Annotated in this window: 18 protein-coding genes, 1 tRNA gene and 1 pseudogene; 7 read left to right on the forward strand and 13 right to left on the reverse strand. The window is 34.7% G+C overall.

Annotated elements, in window-relative coordinates:
- The first annotated feature begins 384 nt into the window (after positions 1 to 384).
- Together ODZ84_RS04165 and ODZ84_RS04170 are read left to right on the forward strand one after the other, a co-directional pair.
- Entirely contained in the window at positions 385 to 1,314 is a 930-nt protein-coding gene (locus ODZ84_RS04165) for a YihY/virulence factor BrkB family protein (RefSeq protein ID WP_266175749.1), read from the forward strand.
- Positions 1,315 to 1,481: 167 nt separating this feature from the next.
- A complete protein-coding gene (locus tag ODZ84_RS04170) occupies positions 1,482 to 1,967 on the forward strand; it encodes a hypothetical protein (RefSeq protein ID WP_266175750.1) in 486 nt (161 codons plus the stop codon).
- An 85-nt stretch (positions 1,968 to 2,052) separates the two neighbouring features.
- On the opposite strand, the gene ODZ84_RS04175 is transcribed toward ODZ84_RS04170, so the two are convergent.
- From ODZ84_RS04175 to ODZ84_RS04200, 6 genes and pseudogenes are all read right to left on the reverse strand, one after another.
- A complete protein-coding gene (locus ODZ84_RS04175; protein WP_266175751.1) occupies positions 2,053 to 3,855 on the reverse strand; it encodes a BamA/TamA family outer membrane protein in 1,803 nt (600 codons plus the stop codon).
- A 300-nt stretch (positions 3,856 to 4,155) separates the two neighbouring features.
- Positions 4,156 to 4,929, reverse strand: a complete 774-nt coding sequence (locus ODZ84_RS04180; RefSeq protein WP_266175752.1) for a peptidase associated/transthyretin-like domain-containing protein — start codon at positions 4,927 to 4,929, stop codon at positions 4,156 to 4,158.
- The gene (locus ODZ84_RS04185; RefSeq protein WP_266175753.1) at positions 4,919 to 5,746 is read right to left on the reverse strand and encodes a carboxypeptidase-like regulatory domain-containing protein; all 828 of its coding nucleotides are present in this window, start codon (positions 5,744 to 5,746) and stop codon (positions 4,919 to 4,921) included. The genes ODZ84_RS04180 and ODZ84_RS04185 overlap by 11 nt, the downstream gene beginning before the upstream one ends.
- A gap of 16 nt (positions 5,747 to 5,762) precedes the next feature.
- Positions 5,763 to 6,410, reverse strand: a pseudogene (locus ODZ84_RS04190) (lanthionine synthetase LanC family protein); the annotation flags it as partial.
- A gap of 11 nt (positions 6,411 to 6,421) precedes the next feature.
- Entirely contained in the window at positions 6,422 to 6,937 is a 516-nt protein-coding gene (locus ODZ84_RS04195) for a lanthionine synthetase LanC family protein (RefSeq protein WP_266175754.1), read from the reverse strand.
- A 69-nt stretch (positions 6,938 to 7,006) separates the two neighbouring features.
- On the reverse strand, positions 7,007 to 7,225 hold the full coding sequence (locus tag ODZ84_RS04200) for a hypothetical protein (protein ID WP_266175755.1): 219 nt from the start codon (positions 7,223 to 7,225) through the stop codon (positions 7,007 to 7,009).
- Between the two features lie 170 nt (positions 7,226 to 7,395).
- On the opposite strand from ODZ84_RS04200, the gene ODZ84_RS04205 reads away from it, so the two are divergent.
- Positions 7,396 to 9,036, forward strand: coding sequence for a lantibiotic dehydratase (locus tag ODZ84_RS04205; protein ID WP_266177323.1), 1,641 nt, complete (start codon positions 7,396 to 7,398; stop codon positions 9,034 to 9,036).
- Here the strand turns inward: ODZ84_RS04205 and ODZ84_RS04210 are convergent.
- Together ODZ84_RS04210 and ODZ84_RS04215 are read right to left on the reverse strand one after the other, a co-directional pair.
- A protein-coding gene (locus ODZ84_RS04210; protein WP_408612365.1) for an IS3 family transposase occupies positions 9,004 to 10,190 on the reverse strand; the annotation gives its coding sequence in 2 pieces (ribosomal slippage) (positions 9,004 to 9,938 and positions 9,938 to 10,190; 1,188 coding nt in all). The two genes, ODZ84_RS04205 and ODZ84_RS04210, sit on opposite strands and share 33 nt — an antisense overlap.
- A 19-nt stretch (positions 10,191 to 10,209) precedes the next feature.
- A complete protein-coding gene (locus ODZ84_RS04215; protein WP_266175756.1) occupies positions 10,210 to 10,539 on the reverse strand; it encodes a hypothetical protein in 330 nt (109 codons plus the stop codon).
- Positions 10,540 to 10,650: 111 nt separating this feature from the next.
- On the opposite strand from ODZ84_RS04215, the gene ODZ84_RS04220 reads away from it, so the two are divergent.
- Together ODZ84_RS04220 and ODZ84_RS04225 are read left to right on the forward strand one after the other, a co-directional pair.
- Positions 10,651 to 11,004, forward strand: coding sequence for an ISAon1 family transposase N-terminal region protein (locus ODZ84_RS04220; RefSeq protein WP_266172843.1), 354 nt, complete (start codon positions 10,651 to 10,653; stop codon positions 11,002 to 11,004).
- 28 nt (positions 11,005 to 11,032) lie between these two features.
- Positions 11,033 to 11,977 (forward strand): ISAon1 family transposase, encoded by a 945-nt coding sequence (locus ODZ84_RS04225; protein WP_266172842.1) that lies wholly within the window; start codon positions 11,033 to 11,035, stop codon positions 11,975 to 11,977.
- Positions 11,978 to 12,210: 233 nt separating this feature from the next.
- Here ODZ84_RS04225 and ODZ84_RS04230 read toward each other — a convergent pair.
- From ODZ84_RS04230 to ODZ84_RS04240, 3 genes are all read right to left on the reverse strand, one after another.
- Positions 12,211 to 12,282, reverse strand: a tRNA-Arg gene (locus ODZ84_RS04230).
- Positions 12,283 to 12,334: 52 nt separating this feature from the next.
- Positions 12,335 to 14,098 carry a TonB-dependent receptor gene (locus ODZ84_RS04235; protein WP_266175757.1) on the reverse strand — a complete coding sequence of 588 codons (1,764 nt, stop codon included), beginning with the start codon at positions 14,096 to 14,098 and terminating at the stop codon, positions 12,335 to 12,337.
- 90 nt (positions 14,099 to 14,188) lie between these two features.
- Complete coding sequence (locus ODZ84_RS04240) at positions 14,189 to 17,152, reverse strand: tetratricopeptide repeat protein (protein WP_266175758.1); 2,964 nt, start codon at positions 17,150 to 17,152, stop codon at positions 14,189 to 14,191.
- Positions 17,153 to 17,400: 248 nt separating this feature from the next.
- Here ODZ84_RS04240 and ODZ84_RS04245 point away from each other — a divergent pair, with 248 nt between their 5' ends.
- Both ODZ84_RS04245 and ODZ84_RS04250 read left to right on the forward strand, forming a co-directional pair.
- Complete coding sequence (locus ODZ84_RS04245; protein ID WP_266175759.1) at positions 17,401 to 19,071, forward strand: APC family permease; 1,671 nt, start codon at positions 17,401 to 17,403, stop codon at positions 19,069 to 19,071.
- Positions 19,072 to 19,191: 120 nt separating this feature from the next.
- On the forward strand, positions 19,192 to 19,533 hold the full coding sequence (locus tag ODZ84_RS04250; protein WP_266175760.1) for a DUF962 domain-containing protein: 342 nt from the start codon (positions 19,192 to 19,194) through the stop codon (positions 19,531 to 19,533).
- A 26-nt stretch (positions 19,534 to 19,559) separates the two neighbouring features.
- On the opposite strand, the gene ODZ84_RS04255 is transcribed toward ODZ84_RS04250, so the two are convergent.
- Both ODZ84_RS04255 and ODZ84_RS04260 read right to left on the reverse strand, forming a co-directional pair.
- Positions 19,560 to 20,477: an IS982 family transposase gene (locus ODZ84_RS04255; RefSeq protein WP_323670682.1), complete on the reverse strand. Its 918-nt coding sequence runs from the start codon at positions 20,475 to 20,477 to the stop codon at positions 19,560 to 19,562.
- A 213-nt stretch (positions 20,478 to 20,690) separates the two neighbouring features.
- Positions 20,691 to 21,176 (reverse strand): hypothetical protein, encoded by a 486-nt coding sequence (locus ODZ84_RS04260; RefSeq protein WP_266175761.1) that lies wholly within the window; start codon positions 21,174 to 21,176, stop codon positions 20,691 to 20,693.
- Between the last annotated feature and the right edge of the window lie 81 nt (positions 21,177 to 21,257).

The following is a 21,257-nucleotide window of genomic DNA, read 5'->3' on the forward strand; positions in this document are numbered from 1 at the left end:
TCGCCGATAGATAAGCTGGATTGCGTAGTATTATTTTTTGTTTTAAATTTGCACCTGATTCTCATGTTTAATTTGAGTTTTCATGGTTATTAGTTTTTATCCCCGATCCAATCGGGGATTTTTATTTAATCTGCTCCGGCATTTTAATAAAGATTACGATTCTTATTATTTAGGCAGTCCAATGCAATATGATAACCAGGCGAATTCTATTACTTCAATTCCTTACTTTTCCAATTTTCTTCATTGTTGCCAAAAAACAGTTGTTTTTATATTGATTATTGCAAAATGGCAAAAACATTGCTAAGACTTTAGAGTATTTACCAGTAAGATTCAGTTTTTCGATGAATACATACTGTAGTGACCACACCATTTAAAATATATGATATGATTAAAAATATTAAATTCTTCTGGGAAGTTTTAAAAGAGACCTTTGCCGAATGGAATAAGTCTTCGGCCTCCGAAAACTCAGCAAGTCTCGCTTATTATGCCATTTTTTCCATCCCGGGACTGCTGATCATTATTATCTGGATTGCAGGATATTTTTTCGGACAGGAAGCCATACAGGGCGAGATCAGCAATCAGATCAGCGGTCTGATGGGAAATGATACAGCCGAAAGTGTCGAAGGAATGGTAACGGGAGCACTCATCGACAAAGAAAACATTGTGATGAAGATTGTAGGGATCGGATCACTGGTTTTTGGTTCCACTACACTATTTTTTCAACTGCAGAAGTCACTGAACAGCCTTTGGGATGTGGAAGCCGCACCGAAGAAAGCATGGGAAAAATTCATTTTAGACAGAGCCAATTCCCTGGGAATGATTCTTATTCTGGGGTTCCTGTTAATGGTGACGATGGTACTGTCATCTGCCATCAGCTTATTTAATAACTTTATTACACGGTATTTTGGATTAGAAACTTATATCATTGTTGAGATTATCAATTTTGCCATCGGTTTTGGAGTGGTTATGATTTTATTTGCACTTATGTTTAAAATGCTGCCTGATGCCGAAATCAGCTGGAAGCCTGTCTGGAGAGGTGCCTTTTTAACTGCCATCTTGTTCACGCTCGGTAAATTTTTACTCAGTTTATATTTCAGCGAATTTAAGCCTACCTCAACTTTCGGAACTGCAGGAACGGTGATCCTGATTATGTTGTGGATCAATTACTCCTGTATGCTTGTTTTCTTCGGTGTCGAATTTACAAAGGTGTACAGTTACAAAAAAGGTTACAAAATCGTTCCGTCAAAACATGCCAAATGGAGTAAAGCCAAACTGTATGAGGAAGAAACCGTAGAAAAACTTCCAAAATCATAGGCTTTGTAACACCAGGTAAATAATGCGTATGATTCCTACTTTCCGAAACCTGAATAATGATCTTATGAAAAAAATTCGAACAAATTAAAGTCTGGCTTTAAAATAATCACTAAATAACTCTCTGATCTATTTTTTCACTATTTTTACTTAGAAAAAGTAAATAATACATGAGAAAAATAATATTGGCAGGAATGACTGTGCTAGGGACATCTGTAGCAGTGAATGCACAGTGCAAAACGGTAACAACAATTACGGAAAACTTTGATACATGGAAAGACATCAATAAATGCTGGACTGCAAAGTCAGGAAAAGCAATGCTTTATCCTAATGATAAGAAAATTATCTTTTATTCGATGAACGATCCCCGGGAAAATATGTATCTGATAACCCCAAAGATCAGTGCCGGAACTTATACCCTTAATTTTGATGCTTTAGATAACGGAGGTGAAACAAGTCTTGAACTGTTCGCCATTAATAATCCGGCTGATACGAAATCCTTTGTTTCAATAGCTAAACCATCCAAAATAACGGGTGATAAAAAAACATTTTATATCTCTCTGAAAAAAGACAGTCATGTAGGAATTAAAGTTTTACTTAATGGTGTACACCAAGCAGTTTACGTGGATAATATTTCTCTGAAGCCTAAAAAATAACCATACCAAACTACGGATATCACCGCCTGGTCTTATTTGTCTTCTGACTTTAGACCAGGCGGTTTTTTATTCTTTATTCCGATGGTTAATTTGCAAAATTCACAAAATGCGGTACCTCAGTTGCCAGGGTATTGATTGGCAAAGTATTATTTCGGTTACTGTTAAAATCAAAAACAGCATTATTATCAAAAGGTACATGGGGATAATACGTAAAAGAAATCTGCAGCCTGTTGAAAACCAGGTAAGGATTATTAATTAAAACACCGATTCCTATTTTTGTATTTGTTCTGGTCTTCAGCAGCTCATCATCGGGTAAACCCAGCCAGCCCACTGCCGCAGTCAGATACGGGCTGAAATGAAAATTCTTCCATGTTTTGTTGACAAAAAGCTGCAACTGATATCTCAATACCAGTTTTTTTGTCCCGATATAATCCGGATCATAAACCGGGAACTCATCCGCCGCAGAAAGGTTGATCCGGTTGATATAAGAATAATTATGCTGTGGATTTCCCAGGGCTAAGGTAGGAGAAAAAAAATGCCTTGTTTTGGCAAATTTCCAATCCGAAAGGTTTGTAAAATACGTTCCATCCAGACGAAAAGATTCCCGGTTCCGGGGATCTTCATTAAAAAATCTTCCAAATTGGGCTTTCACGTTAAAATAGCCGAGTTTTGTAAAACTTCCGTAAGAGGCGGAAATTCCGGCATACGGCAATACCTCATGACTTCTCGACAGCATCCCTGCCGTCAGGTTCACTGAGTTGCCATATGCAATATCTTCCGGCAGGTCATATTGAAAGATATTTTTCTGAACCGAGAAGTTCCGCTTTATAAAACCCGCAGACATCAAAAAGCTGGTATAAGAACTGAAGTACTGGTATTGATCTGTTTCCGGACGGTCTTTGTACTGATAATTCTGAAATCTCCCGATCAATGCAATATTCCCCGTTATTTTTTCATGTGTATGAGATGAGACCGGAATCTGATATCCTCCCCATACATCCTGACTGTAGACTTTGATCTGAACTTCCGGGAACGCTGTATCAGTCTCTATTGGGAGCAGTACCTTACGCATAAAATATTCAAAAGTAAAACCACCGGCCCATTTTGTTAATGGTGAAAAGAAGTCTCTGTAGGCATTGAAGTTGACCCTTTCATTTTTAAAAAAATCCCGCTCTCCCAAAACCTGGGCATTGATATACGATCCCAAAATATTATAGGCCGTATAGCTTCCTAAAACATAATCCTGTTTTTCTTTTGAATCATTCCTGTACAGAAGATTCAGTTCGTGTCCTAAGCCCAATATATTTTCTTCGGTAACCCCAACGCCTATTCTGCTTCCGGAATAACTGAGCCTTGGCTTCAGGCTCCAGGAATCCAGAACTTTAACCAAAACATCGATCGAGTCTTTTGTTGATGTACTGTCGGATACACTTATATTAACTCTGTTGATGAAGTGCATCGTTCTCAGCAAACGTTCGGATTCGTATAATTTTTGGGCATTGTATTCTTCACCTTCCTTAAAAAGTAAATAATTATTAACCGTAGAAGATTTTGTGTTTGAATGAAGATGGTTCGTAAACCAATCATACCATTTCGTGTTTTCTTTTTTGTCTTCAGAACGATATCCAAAAGGGTCAATGGTTTCTATATGAATATTTCTTATATATTTACCCTGATACGTTTTCTGCGACAGTTTTTCATCTCGTGATTTTACGGAAACCGAGTCTGCTTCTCTACGAAAAATAAAACGGTAAATAAATTTCGTGACCTTCCGCTGATCTGAAAATTTTTCTATCTTGTAATAGAGCGAATCCTTTTTCTCCTGTGCCTGCAAATATGCAAAACAATTTAAAAAGAAAATTAAAATTACAACTGACTTATTCATCATCAATTAAAAATTCATTAAAATCAACGCATCAATTTACAAGCCAATACGGTGAAAACCCATTAAGTATAAAAGTATTTCAGATGAGAATATAGGCAGCCGTTATCGGATTAAATTGTCATAAATTCTACTATAAAGGATTATTTGATTTTTTAAGAGAGATTAGGTGGGGCACTTTTGTGGGAGGGTATTCACCATCTGATTTGCTTGTTCAAAATAATATGATGTATCCTTGATACCAATATGGCTATATCAATTATTATGATGATAAATAACCTTGATTAAGTCTAGTAAAAACTATCATCACTTTTTATTTAATCTAGAACTATACATATCTATAGAAATATTCAATTCAAAACGAACAGCTTCTATTTTATTTGATTTTATGCTTGAAATTATATTAGGATTGGATCGGATTGCGAATTCTAAAAATTCGCCTATTTTCTCTTCTGGAATTTTAAATTTCACAAAATAATCATCTTCAATTCTTTCTCTGATCCATTTAACCTTTTCTTGTAAATCTTGATACTTGTATAAAGATTTCATTCTTCTAGCATCACCACTAATTAATTTATAAACAGCATCAATTTTTATTGATCCAAATAATAGAGGTACAATAACATCATTGCTTACTGTAGGCACTCTTTCCCTTTGAACTCCTTTGAGTTTTGGAAGCCCAATCTCTTTTTCTAATTTTTCTTTAGAATTATCAATTTTGATCCGTTTGGAATCCATTAGCAAATTGCCTGAAAGAACATTTAGTCTTACTTCTTCTATTTCAAAGGGCTTCTTTATAAGTAAAACTTTTAAAGGATATAAATTACTAATTTTCTCGGATTTTCTTTCATACCCCTCTTTTATAAATCTAAGTTCTTCACTAAGATTTCCTTCAATATTAAATTTCCCTTCCGAATCGGTATAAGTACTTTTTTGATTGGAAATATTATAGACTAATACATTACTAATAAAAAAGCCGTCTTCTGATAAGACTGTACCACTGACAAAAGATTGGGCATATACTGTTTTTGCAATACATAAAAATATAAAACAAAAGAAAATGATATATTTACTTTTCAACTTTTACATAAATATTAATAGCAGGAGAAGCTATTGTTGATTTTTCCCAACTACCATAGTACTTTCTTTTAAATACAGTTTTAAAGAATGCGCCACTAATGAAAATATGTCCTTTAAAAAAATTCATAAATTGTATGCTAACAAAAAAATTACTATTTACATAAATATCGTCATCACTCACATCAAGAGTAAATGTATTATTTACAATTGAATCTCTTGTCACAATCCCTGTAATATCCTTGTACAGAACAGATTGATTAGGAATACCATTTTTTTCGTCATACACATTAATTCTCAACCTAACAGGCACATCTGTTTGAAAATCCGAAATATTGAGGTTTATTTTTTGAATCTTTACCTTTTTGTTGTTTGAAAATTTAATTGCCAATTCGCGAGATTGCTCTTCTTTTTCTTTTTTTCTTTCAGGATATGTCGCAAACAAAATCTTCTTCGATTTAGAGTCTACTCCCCAATGCTTATCTTTAAATTGTTTAGGGGTAATAACAACTTCTGCAATATCCCTTATTTTCTCATTTAAAAGAATATTATGACTGCTATTTTGTAAAAAGCTATTAATTGACACTGAAAATTTTTCAAAACCTCCAACATGTACATTTAAATTTAAATCTTTATTTATATTACTTAAATCAAGTTTGTAATTACCATTTTCATCCGCAATAGCGCCGTTTTCTTCACTACCAATACCAATCCTTGCATAAGGAACAGGACTGTTGTCGTATTGAGATAATACCTTGCCTGTTATTGTTTGTGCACTTAAAAATACACCAATAAATAAAGAGAAAAAACAAATTTTCATAAATTTTACTATTTAATTATATCATAAAAATGTCTTCCCAGCTATTGTCTTGCTTCTCATTTATCATACTGAGCAATACAAGACCGATACCACAAAACCCTGTTATTAATCCAATATCAGGTGCGTATTTATATTTATTTTCATAAAAAATATAGCTATAAAAAGATTCTAAATCTGTTTGCTTAACCAACTCATTCCTCCAATATTTTTCCGTAACATCGTACTTGTTTAAGGATTCATTTATTTTTTTGTATAAATAGAAAACGCCTGATGTACCATGACAAAACCCTTTATCATTAATACTTGAATTCTCATCATAAACTTTTCGATCTAATGTTTTAAGCAAAATAATTTCTCCTTCTTTTTGAATATATTCATTATCAACGTTTTTTCCAAAGGTAATTAAAGAATGAGCTATGCTCAAATCTCCATAACACCAAGCTAATCGTGATCCAGTATGAGTTGCATTGGGAATACTATCAATTTTAATTTTGCTTGGGAAGTAACAATAATCTATTTTATCTGTTTTTTGAGAAATAAGCCAATTTACAGCCTGTTCACCTAATATTTTTGCTTTCTCATATTTTGTTTGTGAGTAAACCTTTCCGAGGAATGATATTATTGAAGGAATCCCGTGGGCTAAGCCTAAATTTATAGTAGTACTATCATATTTATCTAACCAAAAATCCCATTTTTATCTTTTTGAGCAATTTCTTCTAAAGAATCAACAAAAAAATTAAGATGGTTATTATTTTTAGATAGTCTCATTTTAGATTTTTGCAAAAAATAAACAGCATATCCTAAAAAGCCATAGAATAAATCATAGTTTCCATTTTTTTTTTCGAGCAATGTACCTTTTATAAAAAATTCATCGAAAAAATCAACAAGATTTGAGTCTAGCTCGAAGGCTCCATGCTTACATAAATATAGATAGAACCAAACAATTCCTGTACAGCCGCTAATAAGTCCAGAATTACTAAGCTTATTTTCTAAAGATTCATACACTGTTTCAAAACTACTTATTACATACTCTAATACCTCATCATCTTTAAACGCTATTGCATAATTATATAAGAAAAGATTTTTAGCTGATAAACCTGAACCAATTGAAAAATCATCAGGCTCTTGAATATATAGAACAAAATCTTTAATAATTTTTATTGAATCTATTGTTTTTTGACTGTATTCCATTGTAACATAATTAAAAAATGTGCTATACAAAAAATTATATAGCACATCATAATTTTTTAGTTGGTAAACTTAGAATATATCACAGAATATTGTACCACTTCCTGGACTGTGAGAACTGCCACGATTACAACTTGTATGGCTAGTACATCCTACATCTGCATTAGTTTGGGTACAAAGCACTCTTGATCCAAAAAAACCACCTTTAATTGATTTTTCGTCTCCTTTTACAATAGTGTCAATTTTCTCTTTGTTCAACACTAATTTCTTTAATTTTTTCTGTTGTTTCATTTTGTGAAATTTTTAATTTAATTAGTTTGACAAATATATAATATTTTTATAAATTCGCAAGAAAAATAAATGAAAATATCGTTTTTTCTTGTCATATCTTTAGAATACCAGTCTATTCTTTAATAAAACTAAATTCATTAATAAAGGATAAAAATAATCAATATAATATTATTAATGATAAATTTTTAACATATTCAATATATTTATCTTCCCCTTCATTATATTTTCATTTAATCAATGAAAAAAATGAAAATGAAAAACTAAAAAATACATTAACAAAATATATTAGCAGAATTGGATATAGAACCATTCCATTTGGTGCTTTTTCTGGAGTGGGATTGATAAAGACAAAATATGATAAAAATAATGACGGAAAATTAACAATTAAAGATAAATACACTAAATCATTACTTGATTTAAGCCTTTCATATAAAAGAAACATTTATTTATCATCGAACACCAATTATGAAGATTATAAATTTAGCGTAAATCCAACTGTTAAATATAATAAAGGAAAATATAGGTACGTTGACTTTAAGGTTGATGCCAATGGTAATCTCAATTGTAGTTATACATCATTTAATAGCAACTCCTATATCAAAAAGATATTTGCTTTAATGAACAAGGGAAAAACTATTACAGAAGTCATTTATTCAATAGTTGACGAGGCTGTAGAATATGAAGATGCTAACAATTTTATAAATGAGCTTATTGAAAGTAAAATACTTATATCCGATTTTGAACCATCAACAATAGGTTTTGATGGTTTACAGAAAAGCAATGATAAAATCAATAGTTTTTTGGGCAAAATTGATAATCTTAACTTTAATGATAGGATAAAGATTCAATATAGTATACAAAAAAGACAAACAGAAAACGGGAATATTTCTCAAAACGACAATCTATTATATGTTAATACTTTTTTTTCGTCTGAAGGTAGTTTTTCCAATAAACAAATTTCACTGATAAAACAATCAATTGATATTCTTAATGAATTTCTAATAAGATTCAAGCAGGATGAGTTTTTTGCTATTAATGATTTTAAAAATAAATTTGAAAGAAGGTTTGAAGAAGAGCCAGTTTCTATTTTAGATGCTTTAGATCCAGAAAAAGGTATTGTATATTCAAGTAATAAGTCAATAGAAAACGTTTTTGAATTGATGGATAGTTTTTTCTTGAAAAAAATAAATAATAATCTTGATAATAAAGTAGCTTATATAAATGATATCGAATTAAACCAAATATTAAAACTTAAAAAAACTCATCAAACAGATAGAAGTCCGACAGGATGTGCTAGAGTTAGTTTGTATAAAGAAAATGATTCTGATTTTATTTATATAAAATCCCTGTCCCCCCATAGTCCCACAAGAGTTTTATCTCGGTTTACTAATGCTAATGAAGAGATACACGCGTTATGTTTGGAAATAGCAAATTATGAAGATAATGAGTTTTCTGAAACTATATTAGCTGAACTCGATTTTTTACCCAATATTTATCAAGGAAATATCCTAAACAGATCAAGATTTAGAAAGTATAGAATTATTATTCATAGTAAAGAAAACTCAAAGTATTGTATTCCAATAAATGATTTATTTTTAAAAATACATAATGGAGAATTAGTAATTATATCTAAAAAATTGAAAAAAATAATAATCCCTTCTTTTTCAACAGCATTAGATGTAAATAAATCAGATATATTACCAATGATTAAATTTTTGGTTGATTACTATTATAGCCAGTTTAATCACACTATTGGTTTCCTTGTAATCTCACCCATCTTAAGTACACTTAAAAGTAGAGCTTTTAGTTAATAATTTATTGTTGTCGTTGTTAAAATTTTGTTGGAATGTGGGAAACTCGTTGGCCTTAGTTTGGGTTAGTTTTCCATATTTCAATAAAAAATCCCTCGGCGTGAGGTATTGCAATGATTTGTGAGGCCGCTCATTATTATACATCCACATCCAAATTTCCGAATAATGTCTCATCTGACTGATGTTCTCAAATAAATAAACATCTAAGAATTCTGTCCGAAAAGTTCTGTTGAATCTTTCTACCAAAGAGTTTTGCGTTGGTTTTCCAGGCTGAATATAATGAAGCGCGACTTCATTTTTATTGCACCAGTCTTTTAGTTTTTCAGCAATAAACTCTGGACCATTGTCAACTCTTATCGTTTCAGGTTTCCCACGCCAGTCGATTAGTTGTTCCAGCTCAGAAACAACTCTTGCTGATGGTAAACTGGTGTCGATGGTAATATTCAAAATTTCTCTGTTAAAATCATCAATGATATTAAGGCTTCTAACGCTTTTACCATTCTCCAGAGTATCGTGCATAAAATCCATACTCCACGTTACGTTAGGATAAACAGGACGAAGCAAAGGCTCTTTCACCCTTGCCGGAAGCCGTTTCTTTCGTTTACTTCTTAGATTCAGTTTCATCGATTTGTAAATCCTGTAAACCCGTTTGTGATTCCACCCGAAACCCAAATTTCTCAAACGGTGGTGCATTGTCCAAAATCCCCAGGTCTGATGCTGTTCTGCGAGCAAAATCAACTCCTCCCGAATCTTATCATCCTCATTATTTTTCTTTCTTTTATAATAAAATACCGAACTGTTTATGATAAAAAGTCTACACGCATTCCGAATGCTTATTCCGTGTTCCGATCCGGAATAAACGACCAGTTCCCGCTTCTCGGAAGGTGTTAAAGCTTTTTTGCAATCACATCTTTCATTACCACGTTTTCCAGCGTAAGTTCAGCCACGATCTTTTTATATTGTGAGAGTTCCTTTTCCAATTCCTTCATTTTAGAGAGTTGCTGCACATCCAAACCACCATATTTACTCTTCCATTTGTAAAATGTCGGCTGGCTGATCCCGTGTTCACGGCAAATCTCATTCACGGTTCTTCCTTGATTTTGTTCAGCTAAAATCTTAATAATCTGAACTTCTGAAAATTTACTGTTTTTCATAGTATTCCAAATTTAAAAACTATATTTTTAAATGATACTGTTTTTGGGGAAGATTACACTGGCTCATGTGATACGAACCTTTGCAAAGTCTGAAGTCAAAAGGATATTTTCCGTTAACCGGAAAATCATATAAACTTTTGTTCTCATATCTGATTTCCCCGTTAATCTTCCTTATTTCCGGCGATGATGGAATATATAATTTCATTCCTGAAACCAGAATGCTATCCGGTTGCTCCGGTAAGAAATCATTTTTCTGATGGTATTTTCTCAGGTATTCAGGATTTTCAATTTGCAGTTCGTCACAAAGGTCAATCAGGGATTGTTCCTCTTTGGTATAATAAATCATCATTGAAGTGCGTGTTTTTCTAATGACAATATAATTAAAATTGTTTAAGAATCAATATAATATGGATCAGTATAAAAAGTTGGGGAGAAAAATTAATAAATGTAATTTTACCAGATGTCATCTGAGAAAGAATTATTAAAATTACTGTTACCGGAATATCTGGTTGAATACTTTGATATTACCCATTTTGAAGAAAAAGAAGGATTGCTTCATCTTTATTTTGAGGAAAAAAATACTGTTCCCAAAGAGCTTTCCTCTTTGCATCTACAATCCAAAGGCTTTCATGAAGAAATCACGGTTAATGACTTTCCTCTCCGTGGAAAACCTGTAAAACTTCACATCAGACGAAGAAGATGGACCGATATAAAATCTGGTAAGATCCTGCAGAGAGACTGGAATCTCATTGCCGTTGGAACCCGCATGACAAAGGACTTTGCGGAGTTCTTAAAAAAAATCAGCCGATACTAAAGCCCTTCCCTTAGAAACCATCGGTGAGATGTATGGGGTACAGGGAAAGACATTCCGCAGGCAATACAAAAAATCATTAAGCGGGTTCAAAGACTGGCTCCAAAAGCCCCATGCGGAAGATTGGATTCTTTATCCGGAAAATTGCTCCTCTTCTCTGTCTCTGGATGAAGTTGCTCTTTCCCAGGGAGAATTATACACGGTTCTTACTTCCAAAAAAGCAAAAGGCAGGAAAGGCAGTATTGTTGCCATTATCAAAGGTACACAGAGTGAAGAGGTCATTGAGCAGCTTCTGAAAATAAACAGGAAGCTTCGCAAAAATGTAAAGGAAATTACCCTTGATATGGCCGGGTCTATGAAGCTTATTGCCAAACGCTGTTTCCCTGATGCTATTAAGGTCATAGACCGGTTCCATGTTCAGAAGCTCGCCACTGAAGCCCTTCAGGAATTAAGGATCAACTACCGTTGGGAAGCTATAGAATGGGAAAATAGCCTGCTCGATGAAGCAAAGAAAAACAGGGAGCCTATTGAGATAGAAACGTTTGAAAACGGTGATACCCGCAAACAGCTTCTGGCAAGAAGCAGGTATTTACTCTACAAAAGCAGGGAAAAGTGGACGCCTTCTCAAATGCAGAGAGCTGAAATTTTATTTACAGAATATCCTGATTTAAAGAAGGCATATGGGTTATCGGATGGATTAAGAAAGATTTACAATCAGAATATTCCCAAATCTATTGCCATGACAAAGTTAGCGCATTGGTTCAGGGATGTTGAAACATCAGGTTTTAAATCATTCTCAGTTTTAAGAAAAACAATAATGAATCATTACAGCGGCATCTTAAACTTTTTCGACAGAAGAAGTACCAACGCTTCGGCAGAATCTTTTAATGCTAAAATTAAAAACTTCAGATTACAGCTTCGGGGAGTAAAAGACAAAGCATTTTTCCTGTTCAGACTCTCTCAACTTTTTGCATAGTCCCCAACTTTTGTTCATGATCCTATAATATTCTCCACAGTTTGAATTAATATTTTAATTTTTAAAATTAATAAACTGGGTTGAAGTATGATTGATTATCTTTTTGTGAATAAAATGAAGTAACGAATATTGATAAAAAGTGAAATGAAAGATAACAACAGGAAAAAGAAGTAATTTAATTTATAATGAATTAAATCAAGAAATAAAAATAGCCCCTATAAAAGGGGCTATTGTGACCGCAGAAGGACTCGAACCCTCACTGTCGGAGCCGAAATCCGAAGTTCTATCCATTAAACTATGCAGCCTGTTGTGATAAACCGGTATTAAATAACTTCAGAATTTGTTACCGATATCTTTTTAGAAAGTAATCTTCACACCTCCCAAAATCTGTGCACCAAGAACTTTATATCCTTTGTACGTCTGGTATTTTGAGCTCAGAAGATTGTTTCCGAGTGCAAAAATACTGAAATTTTTGTGAATTTTATACTCTGCCGAAAGATTTAAATCTGCATACCCCCCAACTTTGTCATTTGTATCCTCTGTAGACTGGTACATCATGGGACTGCCAACTCCCTCAATCATAAAGGAATTCGTCGTTCTGTCACTGGCAAAAATCCCTTTAAAACCAAGCAATAATTTTTTATCCAACATGGTATATTTTGCCCCGATACTGGCAGTAAGTAAGGGCACATTGTAGATTTCCTCGTAATTTTTCAGGTCGAATTTGGTAAATTTCACCTCTCCGTCCAATATTAAATTGGCCAAAGGAAAATACTGGAGGCTTCCTTTAATATCACTCACATTTCCGTCATCATAAATGGCAGAGAATGTATTGGCATAATTATATGCCCAAGGGTTTAAAGGATAGGTGTTATCAAACAGGCCGTTGGCTTTAAAGAACATGATATCCTTCATCTTTCCGAATCCCGCAGCCACATCATATTTAAAAGTTTCATCAATATCACCTCTTAAACCTACATAGAAATGATATTTCGTTTCCGTTGGTCTTAAATATTGATCCGAGAGAATGAAAGGGTTCTGCTGCAGTAAATCAGCATATGTATTTAACTTTAAGCCTCCGTCAACGCCACCATAGAATTTGAATTCATTAGCAGCGGCATATTGAAATTCTGCCTGTGGAAACCAGTAGGTTTTATTATTTTTTAACTGCCCAGCCATCAGATCGTTCGAATTTTTTGAATTCAGAAACGAAAATGATGATCCTAACATTAGATAAGACTCTCCTTTTCTGAAAGTAACTTTAGGGGTAAGACTGGTATTAACAAAGTTCGATGTATTGTTATCCCTGATCGCGAATTCACTGTTCACCGCTTCTAGTCCAACACCTAAATCAGCGTTCAGGTTAATTCCCGATTTTCCGATTTCCACAGCATGCTTCGAAAGATTAGCTAATATGGACACCTGATTTTCCTGAGCATCAAAATGATCTTTTAAAAATGAAGATTTTACTCTTACATCATTTAAAATCTCGTTGGAATAAAAGTCATAATATCCGTTTACCTTAAACTGGTTTACCCGCTGGTCCAGATCCACATCTCCCGGCTCTAGTGCATAAATACCATAATAGTTATTACTGTTTAAGCCATATTCGGCATTCAGGTTGAACTTTCCTTTATCTCCGTAAGAGTTCAGGAAGGCTCCCAAAGTTGTCGAACTTTGTTTCGAATCCCATGGATACTCTTTCTTCAGCCCCAATGTAGAAAGGAAGTGCGCATCCAGCCCTACTTCAAGCCTATCTCGCAGTCTCGCCGAAATGTTAGCATCTCCCAAAATTTTGCCGTAATTACCCATTCCGAACTGGACGTAATTATTCTGAGCGGTCCCTTCAAATTTGGGAGTCACATCCTGCCCCTGAATAGTGGAGGTTTTAAAATCTGAAACTGCAGGAACGTCCGTAATTGTATATTTTACAGGATTCTGAGATTTTTCTTCCGGCGGATAATTCTTGATGGTTTCTACCGAAGTTTTCTTTTTTTCAATCTTTTTTACTTCCGGTTCTCTTTTTTTATTGAGAATCAGTTTCTCTTCTTTGATTTGGGAAAACGCCACTGACGAAAGTCCCAGGAATATGATGGATAATAATTGAATTCTTTTGTTCATTTTTACAATGGGTATTAATGTATAATGCGGGATGTATCATGTACCTAACGCTACATTTTACTTTTACATTCTACGCTGTACATTTTACACTTACTTTTTAATCGATTTTTTAACCTCTTTGGCTTCAGCTACAATCTCTGGGAAATCTTTATAATTATTAATGATCTGATCACAGGTGTAACTTGCCTGGTAGTTATCTTTTAAGCCTACATAATTCCTAGCCATCAGGACCAGAGCCTTAGCACCCCAGTACTCTTCCGATGCATAATTGTTGGCCAGCTTAAAGATCGTTTCATTGGAGGATTTGAAAGCTTTTCCTTTGTTCTGATAGAATGCTTTTGCATACAGTGCTTCTGCCGCCACTTCGGTATTGGAAGATTTTTCCAGAGAAGTATACGCGTTTTGGGCGTCTTTATCTTTACCGGAATTCATCAGGCTTCTGGCTTTGATCACTTTTGCCGTTTCAATGACTGCAGTAGAATTTTTGTTATTGGCAATAACAGCATCCGCCAGTTTCTCAGCCTGGGCGAAATTCTTTTCATCCGCATACAGCTTCATCAGCTCTACATTTGCATAATTTTTAACATTAACGTCTGAAGAATTTTTAATATTTTCCAGGTACTTTCTGGCTTCAGCCTGATTACCCTGTGCCATATAGATTTGAGCCAAACGGGTCTGTGCATCATCCTGATAATCGTTCTGGACATTAGCAACTTCCTGTAAAACCAATAATGCCTTTGTCGCATTCTTCGTCTGATAATAGCTCTCTCCCAGCTCATATTTGGCCTGGTAAAGTCCTTCTCCTGTAGGATTCTGGGTTAAATATTTCTCGTAATAGGAGATGGCATTTTTATAATCCTTTTTTGTAAAGTACTGCTTCGCTGTGGAAAGATTGATTTCATCAATTTCAGATGCATCTACATTCACCCCTATATTTTTTGCAAAACTTTCATATCCTGCAACATCTCCGTTTTTAGTGAATACAGGTTTCGCAGCCTGAACAATCTTTTCTGCATACGCTGTGTTTCTGTATTGTTCACCCAGCGATTTCAATTCAGATAAGGCCTTTTCGTTCTGGTTCTGATCGATATAATTCTGCGCTCTGTAAATCGAAGCATTGGCAATAAGATCTTTATCCGAAGAAGTTTTAATCACTTTCCCAAAGAAATCATTGGCATTGGCAAAATCGTCCTGCGCTGCATAAGCAGTTCCGATTTCGTACTGGGCATCGTCATAATACTCGGATCCCGGATATTTTGACAACAGATTTTTTAAATTGGTAATTTTCGCCTGTGTATCTCCTTTAAACCCTAACGCCATTGCTTTCTGGTATAAAGTATAATCTGTAGCATCCTCGTTTTTGTCATAAATGGCGATGGCTTCATTCAGATTATTATTAGCATAATTAATATCTGCCAGACGAAGTTCTGCATCATTTTTAAACTCAGGTTTCGGATTGTTCAGGTATTGCTTAAAATAAGTTTCCGCCTGGTCAAATTTTTTAGATTTAAAATAAGCATATCCAAGATCATAGGGTAACTGCTGCTTTTCAGGAAAAGTTTCGTTCAGTAATTTTTCATAACGCACGATTGCAGACGGATAATTTGCTTTTTGATAATAGACCTGACCTAACCAATACAAAGCCCTGTTGTTAAATTCCTTATTGATGTTAAAACCTAAACTTCGCAGGAAGTACTGCTCTGCCCCATCATAATTTCCTTTGTTGAATTCTTCCGTTCCCAGAAGGTAGGAAACCTCCTGATCTACTTTATCGATATCGGGAGAAGAACTCTGGAGTTTATCAATAGCATTCAGGGTTTCTTTGAAGTTTCCGGAATACAGATAGGATTTCACAAGAATCGATCTCATTTCAGAAGCGTTTGCCGCATTCTGATTTTCGTTAATATAGCTTTGAATGACCGCTGAAGGACTTTCAAAAGGGTTACCGATATCATAGCTTAACTTTGCATATTGCTCGTGTGCCAGTTTTTTGACCTTCGGATCATAATTCATCTGGTAAGAAGAACGGAAAGCAGAAAGGGCTTCCTGCTTTTTATCAACTGCCAGATAAGCATTACCGAGCTGATAGTAAGCATTCTGAGCCAATGCAGAGTTGCTGTTCAGCAATTGGTTATAATAGGAAACCGCCTCGTCATATTTTTTCAGTTTAGCGGCAACAAATCCCATTTCATACAGATCGTTTTCAGACGGATTCTGCTGAACACTCAGGTAATCTTTAAGATGCGGATAGGCGGAAGTATAATCATTTTTCATGAAATAGCTCTCCCCTATGATCTTATGAACCTCAGCTTTATAGAAATCTGAAATATCTTCATTCAGCAGAAGAGTACCCTCTGAAACAGCTTTATCATAATCTTTATCGTTATAATACATCTGAACGTAATACGGACGTACCAGTTTCGAATATTTCGGCTGGTCTTTTACCGAGTCAAAATACTGGAAAGCTTTATCGTTCTGTCGGTTTGAATAATACAGGTGACCCAACATGTACGCAATATCTCCTTTCTGAGAATCATCTGCCGTCTTATAAGCCTCTTCCAGTGCATCGGTTGCACCTTTGGAATCGCCCATCATAAATTTAGCGTATCCCAGCTTCAGAATATACTGTGTATTTTCTTCTTTTGACAGTTGGTACTGATTCACATTTTTCAGAGTTTCCAGTGCTTTTTCAAAATCTTTTTTAGCAAGATAATAGTCCGCCAGCGGTAAATTAGCCTGGGCAAAATAAGCAGAGTTCGGATATTCTTTTATGAAGGCAGTCAGTCCTTCTTCAGCATGATTTTTCTGAAGAATAACACCTATTACATTATCAAAAAACTGGGCCGCTTCTCTTTTTGATCTCGATAAATTCTGGTTATAAAAATATTGTCGTGCATATTCATACTGGGAAGCGTTGTATATTTTGGTCTGGTAAAGATTCTCTGCCAGATTGAACCTGTAGTCCTCTCTTTGGGTAAAGTATTGAGACTGTTGCGCTTCGGAAATCCCGAAATAAAACACAGCAGCCGCTAAAAGTATTTTTTTTGATTTCATTAATTTTAAATTTTAAAATGGGTAAGCTGAAAATCAGTTAATTATTTAAAATTCCGTGTCATATTTATCCACAATTTCCGAACGAAAATATACAAAAGATATTGTATAAACAAGCCTTTTAACACATTGTTGATAAGTCTGATACTTTTTAAGACTTCTTAACTTTTCCATAAGAAACCTTAAGAAAAACCGGAATATAACGGAGAAATAATTACATTTGTTTTTTTCAAATTAAACCTACTCATTTAATGAATCATCTATTCAGAAGGAAAAACTATTCAGAAACAGATACATCGACGGATCTTTTACGGGTTTTAGGGGTCTGGGATATTGTATTTTTCGGTATTGCGGCCATCATTGGAGCCGGAAGTTTCAGCAGTTTGGGAGAAGCCGTTTTCAGAGGAGGCCCGGGTGTTATCCTACTATATCTAATCTGTGGATTTGCGTGCGGATTTACCGCACTTTGCTATGCTGAGTTTGCCAGCAGAATTCCCACTGCCGGCTCTGCCTACACGTATGCCTATGCCAGCTTCGGGGAATTAATCGCCTGGATCATCGGATGGGCACTGATCATGGAATATTCCTTTGGAAATATCTATGTTGCTTTTTCCTGGTCCGATTATTTCACAAGCTTCCTTGAGCGCATGGGAATGCATATTCCCGATTATTTAACGTGCAGCTATACCGAAGCACAGAAGGCTTTTAAAAACGGCTCTGAAAACAAAGAACTGCTAAATGCCTGGAAAACGGCCCCATTATTAGGAAGTTTAAAATTCATTGTCGATGTTCCGGCTCTTGTGATCAACGGATTAATCACATGGCTATGTTATGTCGGAGTGAAAGAAAGTAAAAATTTCAACAATTCCTTGGTAATCTTAAAGTTAGCAGTGATTATTCTGGTCGTTCTGGTTGGTTTTTCTTACATCAATACGGAAAACTGGACGCCCGTAAGCCCTGAGACAGGGATCCCTTCTTTTATGCCGAACGGATTCGTAGGCGTCATGAGCGCTGTATCGGGAGTTTTCTTTGCCTATATCGGGTTTGATGCTCTAAGTGTGCTTTCAGAAGAAACAAAAGATCCACAAAAGACACTGCCGAAAGGAATGATCATTTCCCTGGTCCTGTGTACTTTTATTTATATTGCCTTAACCCTGGTATTAACCGGAATGGTAGATTACAAAAAATTTGACGGTGTAGGAGATCCTCTTTCATTTATTTTTGAAAAAACCAATGCCAATGTGGCGTGGATGGAACTCACCGTTTCGTTTATAGCGATTGTGGCTATCACCACCGTGTTGCTGGTTTTCCAGATGGGACAGCCCAGAATCTGGTATGCCATGAGCCGTGACGGACTTATGCCTCAAAAGTTTCAGAAGGTACACCCTAAATACAAAACACCTTCTTTTGCTACCATTATTACGGGTATTGTGGTGGGAGTTCCCATTCTGTTCACCGATAAAACATTTATTCTGGATTTTACGAGTATAGGAACCATTTTCGCCTTTGTACTGGTTTGCGCAGGGGTTCTGATGCTTCCCGCAAAGGAAAAAATAAAAGGAAGGTTCCACTTGCCTTATATTAACGGCAAACTGATCTTCCCGGCTGTTTTTATCGGAGGGCTCATTGGCTTCTACATCTGGCAGCCACAGTTTTTTGATAGTCTGATGAACTGGAGCGATCCCCGAGAAGGAGAGTTCAGGGCTTCCATTTTCTTTTTTATTTTAATTAATCTGGCCATCTGTGTCTGGACATTCATGAAGAATCTTTCATTAATTCCGTTAATAGGTTTGAGCTCATGTTTATATCTTCTTACGGGAATGAGTCATGAAAACTGGTTCTGGTTCGGGATATGGTTTGCCATAGGGCTGGTGATCTATTTCTGTTACGGTTATAAAAACAGCAAACTGGGAAAATCTTAAATATTCAACTTAAATATACCTGCTAAAATCGCGAAGGACAATCCGTCTTTCGCGATTTCTTTTTTAAAAAAAAATGGCTGAATTATTGCTATTGCTTTTTTATATCTAAACCAAAACACTATGTCTGAAAGAATAAAAACGTTCAGAGAATTCTATCAATTCTACTTAACAGAACACAGCAGAATGGGCACCCGCATTTTTCATTTTCTGGGTACTCTTTTAGTCTTTATCGTTATCGCCTATGTCATCAGTTCCGGGAAAGAAAGATTTTTATGGTATGTGCCGATTTTTGGATATGGCTTTGCCTGGTTCAGCCATGCCGTAATAGAGAAAAATCAGCCCGCGACATTCAGGTATCCTATCTGGTCACTGATTTCAGATTTCAGATTATTTTTTGAGCTGTTGATCGGCAAACAGAAGTTTACAGGAATACCGGCAGCTAAGAAGCCTTGGGAGCAATAGTATTACTTAATTAACCTGAGTTCGGTTTAAGCGAATTGTAAAAACAATTGGCCGTCATTTCCTTTATTGAGGTTTAGTGAGGGTTTTTTAGGGAAGAAGCAATATGCGGTTAATCCTCCCAAAATATTGATTATAAAATTGTTCACACTTCTATGTCTGGTATGTTCTATCTGGCAATGATTTTTAAGTTCATCATTTATAGTCTCAATTATTGCTCTTTTTCTTAATAAAATTTTGTCTTCCATCTTCATAATATGATTTTTCATATTTTTTCGGAGTTTGGTAAAAAGCTGAATGCCTTCAGCGAAAAGCATTTCCCATAGAGCTTTTGAAAGATATCCTTTATCTGCAAATAATTTTCCAAACAGCTGCTGAGTCATTTTTTTTATATGTTTTGGATTTCGGTCATCTACATTTCCTTTTGTTAAATAAAAGGATAAGAGTTCTCCTTTTTCATTACAAACCAAATGAAGCTTAAAGCCATAAAACCAACCCATTGAAGATTTTCCACGTTCTGCCAAACCTTTGAAAACTTTATGATTGTGTATTCTTTGATTTCTGCAAACTCTCAGAGCTGTACTATCCATAAAACTTATTCCGGTGCATTTTCCCAAACATTTTTCTTTCAGAAACAAGGCCAAAACCACAAAGTTTCTTTGCTGAAGTTCAATAAACCGATTGTATGAAAGACTGGTGGGAAATAAATCTTTCCAATACCCACAAACTATTTCTTTGTAATAATGCTTAAATGTTTTGTGGGCACCTAAGTGAAATCCTATCATGATGGTGATAATTTCAGAATCAGACATTCTGGATGTTCTGTTTCTTCTTTTCTTGCTATCCCCAAGGGCCTGTTTTTTCATTTTTTTAATTTGAGCAGCAAACTCTTTACAAAAATCATCAATTTGTACAAAAATATTTGTAATTTGGTCTTTCAAAATCATAAGTAATAATTCGTTTAAATATTTGAACATCAATAACTTAAATATACGAATTATTACTTTTTCATACAAATTTTATTTCATTTCCTTATCCCGAACTCAGGTTAATTAAACAAACATAAACTTACAAACAGTTTCAATTGGTAAATTTTTCCGGCGGGTTTGCTTTGCAAACCCGCCGGAAAAATTTAAACCGGAATCAATTAACAACAACCTTTAACTTTTAAAATTGCTTTTTTTTATCTTTACTGAATTACCTTTGATTGCCTCATATAATCTTTTCAACTCTTTCGGAGGCTGTCCGATGTCGAAACTTGCCGAGGTGAAGGCAGATCCGTCACAGATAATCGTAATCGTCACAGATATGGCCTGATCAGAGTATCTGTCTGTGGTTGGAGACTGCAGATTTTTAATCTGAGACAGATCAATAGCTTCCGCTTCCCGGGAAACATTTCCCCAATAAGTGGAAGAGATTGGCCATTCTGATACATCTCCGTTTGAAATGGCCGTAATAGAAGTTGATGTCAGAATAACCTCCTCATTAATTCCTCTTGTCTGCTCTGATAACTGAACTTTCTCAATTTTCTCTTTTTTTAAAATTGAAGTTGATAAAATTTTGTCATTATCCAAGTTACTTTGATTAAAACAACTCAAACTTAAAAATATCGAAATAATATTAAGCAATAAAAGTCTATTTTTCATTATAAATATTTAATAAATTATCGTATTTTAACATTTTTAATATATTATTTATTTGTAATTTTTATACATTTGCTAATATAA

Source organism: Chryseobacterium fluminis, assembly GCF_026314945.1.
GTDB lineage: Bacteria > Bacteroidota > Bacteroidia > Flavobacteriales > Weeksellaceae > Chryseobacterium > Chryseobacterium fluminis.